Here is a 3663-nt window from a genome sequence, read left to right on the forward strand (position 1 = left end):
CGCATTTTTCCGTTAACGCATGCTCATTGATAATTTCTTTTGCCCAGCGATAGTCCTACTCATCACACAGCACAAATTTAATCTGGTCCCGTGGTGTTATATATTGAAGATTTTCCATCAAATTCCGGTCTACTTCAGCCGAACCCGGTGTTTTTAAATCCATCACTTTAACCACCCGTTGATCAACCTCGTTTACGGGTAACGCACCACTGGTTTCCAATGACACCTTATAACCGGAATCACATAACCGACTTAACAGGCGCAGGCAATTTTTCTGGGCCAATGGTTCGCCACCCGTCACCGTTACCCATTGAGCATGGTGTTTTTTAACGCTTGAAATAATGTCTTCTATTGACATCCACTGTCCACCGGAAAATGCGTAGGCGGTATCACAATATTGGCAGCGCAACGGACACCCGGTTAAGCGGATAAATACCGTAGGAAATCCAGCTGATTTTGACTCCCCTTGCAATGAATAAAAGATTTCCGTGATACGTAAGCTATCATCACTTTTCTGGTGGGGGTTGGCATCCTGCACAGATTGTTGATGGATACTATTCACGATTGGCAAACGGATTTAGTTACAAATAATTTTAGATGCAACCAAATATCCAGGTTACGCAGGCACCGGCAATCAACGGCTGGATTTCAGGTTCTTCATGCGTTTTTGCGCAAGGCGCGCCGCAGTCGAATTAGGATAGTTTGTAACGATAGAATTTAAAGCCTGCATGGCAAGTTTTTTATTACCCAGCTCATCATGCGTGTAACCAATTTTTAACATCGCATCAGCACGCTTGGGACTGTTAGGATATTGATCAATAACCTTTTGAAACTCTTTTAAAGCAGACTTATACCTTTTTTGCGCATAGTTTGCTTCACCTAACCAGTACTGTGCATTATCTGCATAGGGGGCATCAGGATAGGTGTCCAGGAAAGCTTTAAATGAAGGAATGGCTAATTCGTAGCGACCCTGTTTTAACAGGTTGAATGCCCGTTCATAGGCCGAGCGCGCAACATTGCGTTCTACCTCTGACATTTGTGATGGTGGAGGAGCCGCTGGCTGCACAGGTGCAGTTTGCAAAGTTGATGCGGTACTTTGACTGCCTGCGGACAATCCCGCTGCAGGAGCAACAGGCACAGGACTGCCGGGTGCACCACCCACTGCCGGGGAATTCGCTACACCGGATTGTTCCAGTTTACGCAATCTATGATCAATATCCGAATACAGTTTCTTTTGTTGATCCTTCATGCGCTTCAATTCGTGACTTTGAACCTCAATATCGCCGATCAGTCGTTGCATATCACGCTGTATTTGATCAAATCGTTGCATCAAATCAACCAGGCCCTGGTTATTCAGGCGCGATTCCACACGCCGCATCCGGTTCTCAAGATCCCGGACCTTTGAGTTTTGGACCGTTGAATCCACAACCGGAGCTGCAGCATTTGCCGCACCAGCAAAAACAAAACCTGCAAACACAAACGCCACACAAAGCCCATGACAAATCAGCTTTATGTGGCGCAATAACTTCTTCATAACTCTAAATACAACTGGTAGTAATAACTTGTCGTAAACAGTTCTTAGTACACCAGCTCAGAACGGCGATTCTGAGCCCATGCATCTTCGTTATGACCCAATGCTGCGGGGCGTTCTTCACCATAACTGACAACCTTGATTTGGCTTGCCGCTACACCATTGGCCAGCAGGACTCGGCGAACTGCATCAGCACGACGCTCACCTAATGCAAGGTTGTACTCACGAGTACCACGCTCATCGGCATGCCCTTCCACAGTAATGTTAGTACCATTACTTGAAAGATACTCTGCATGCGCCCTCAACATTGGCATGGAGTCATCATGTACAACGCTGCTGTCGAAATCAAAATAGACAACCCTGTGTGCTAACAAACCTTCTTCCAGGGGATCCTTCGGTTGCTCTTTAGGTTCTTCCTTAGGCATGGCTTCTGCGGGTTCTGCACTGGCTGCGCTCGCAGCGGCCGCATCTTCAGCGCTACCTGCTGCTGCTCCACCACCAGCTGCTTCTTGTTCAGCTTCCCCTGTGGATGCACATCCACCTAATAATAGTACTGCGGACAACAACGCTACCAATAACATGGGTAAGATTTTCATCTTTTACTCCTTATTTTTTGTTTAACGGGGACCACGCGGGTTCCCGCACTTCGTCTTCATAAGCCAAACTTTGTCGAACACTACCATCTACTGATACCGCAGCCAGCTCACCCCGACCTCGACGCGTCGTTGTGGCATAAATAATCATACTGCCATTGGGTGCAAAACTCGGTGATTCGTCCAGTGTACCGTCAGTCAATACATTCAAGTACCCGGTCGCCAGTTCCATAACCGCAATTTTATACTCCAGACGCCCGTTAGACTCGTTTCTAATGGCCGTAACCATAGCGACCATTTTTCCATCAGGCGAAACTGCGGCTCGCGCACTTTCTGTTCCTTCAAAGGTAAGCCGGGATACACGTCCCCCACTTGCTGAGCTTTTATACAGCTGTGGTCTACCGCCACGATCCGACGTGAAAATAATCGTTTTCCCGTCAGGCGTCCAGACCGGCTCGGTTTCGATTGCCCAGTGACGCGTAATCTGCCGTACCTTTTTGCTTGATAAGTCTAAGACATATATTTCCGCGTTGCCATCTTTATGATTCGTAAAAGCTAATTTTTTTCCATCCGGCGACCAGGCCGGCGAACTTTGCCGCCCCTTAAGCGGAACTGTAATTATTTTTCGCGCTCTGGTTGATACTTCCTGTATCACAATGCGCTGCTGTTTACCTTTTTCGTGTGATACATAGGCCATTTTTTCGCCATCTGGTGACCAAACTGGCGAATAAATAGGCTCCTTAGACCTCAAGATACCTTGGGGATTGTGTCCATCGGCATCTGCCACCCATAACTCATAGATTTTTTTTAGTTTATCCTGCTTGTCAGGGCTGGCGGTAATGTATGCAATTCGTGTTGAAAATGCTCCAGGTTCCCCCGTGAGTTTCTCATAGACAATATCGCTAATTTTGTGAGCTGCTGCACGAAAATTGCTCCCAGTGCCGGAAATATTATATGCCGCCAGCTGTTTCGACTTATACACATCAAACAACCAGAAACTGATAGCAAATTTATCGCCACCCACATTCTTGATATTACCAATAACCAGGGCTTCCCGCTGCATCAGGCGCCAGTTTTGAAACTTGATGGCATCCGGCTGGCTGGGATTGGCCAGCATGTCTTTCTCATCCATAGGATCAAAACGACCCGTACGGGCCAAATCCATAGAAACAATTTTGGCTATATCATCGGGTGGTTGTTTGGCTCCTTGCACCGCAAAGGGAACTATCGCAACGGGCAGGGCAGATTCCACGCCTTGCGTAATTTCAATAGTGAGTGGCGCTGCCTGCACGAGAGTACTGCAACCAATGCATAAAAAAATTGCGAATAATTGTTTATGTAACATAATTTAATTTATTGTTCCGGTTTAAACACAAATCTAACATCTCGAAAACGATCAAACAAATTGGGATCGGGTGGCACCGGTAATGGTTCAGCTTTGCGCACCGCCCGCTCTACTGAGCTATCAAAAATTCCATCACCACTACTCTTGGTGATCTCCACATGCGAAACACCTCCCCCAGGTATTAAACGCACAAA

The 3663-nt window shown here is 46.9% G+C and carries 5 protein-coding genes; all 5 read right to left on the reverse strand.

Annotated elements, in window-relative coordinates; translation table 11 throughout:
* Nucleotides 1-55: 55 nt before the first annotated feature.
* Complete coding sequence (locus ACWVCM_RS00425; RefSeq protein ID WP_455199718.1) at nucleotides 56-562, reverse strand: radical SAM protein; 507 nt, start codon at nucleotides 560-562, stop codon at nucleotides 56-58.
* 72 nt (nucleotides 563-634) lie between these two features.
* The gene (ybgF, locus tag ACWVCM_RS00430; protein ID WP_455199719.1) at nucleotides 635-1534 is read right to left on the reverse strand and encodes a tol-pal system protein YbgF; all 900 of its coding nucleotides are present in this window, start codon (nucleotides 1532-1534) and stop codon (nucleotides 635-637) included.
* 44 nt (nucleotides 1535-1578) lie between these two features.
* Complete coding sequence (gene pal / locus ACWVCM_RS00435) at nucleotides 1579-2127, reverse strand: peptidoglycan-associated lipoprotein Pal (protein WP_455199720.1); 549 nt, start codon at nucleotides 2125-2127, stop codon at nucleotides 1579-1581.
* Nucleotides 2128-2137: 10 nt separating this feature from the next.
* A complete protein-coding gene (gene tolB / locus ACWVCM_RS00440) occupies nucleotides 2138-3415 on the reverse strand; it encodes a Tol-Pal system beta propeller repeat protein TolB (protein WP_455199721.1) in 1278 nt (425 codons plus the stop codon).
* 62 nt (nucleotides 3416-3477) lie between these two features.
* On the reverse strand, nucleotides 3478-3663 hold a 186-nt coding region (locus ACWVCM_RS00445; protein WP_455199722.1), incomplete at its 5' end, for a cell envelope integrity protein TolA.

Source organism: Kaarinaea lacus (assembly GCF_975902315.1).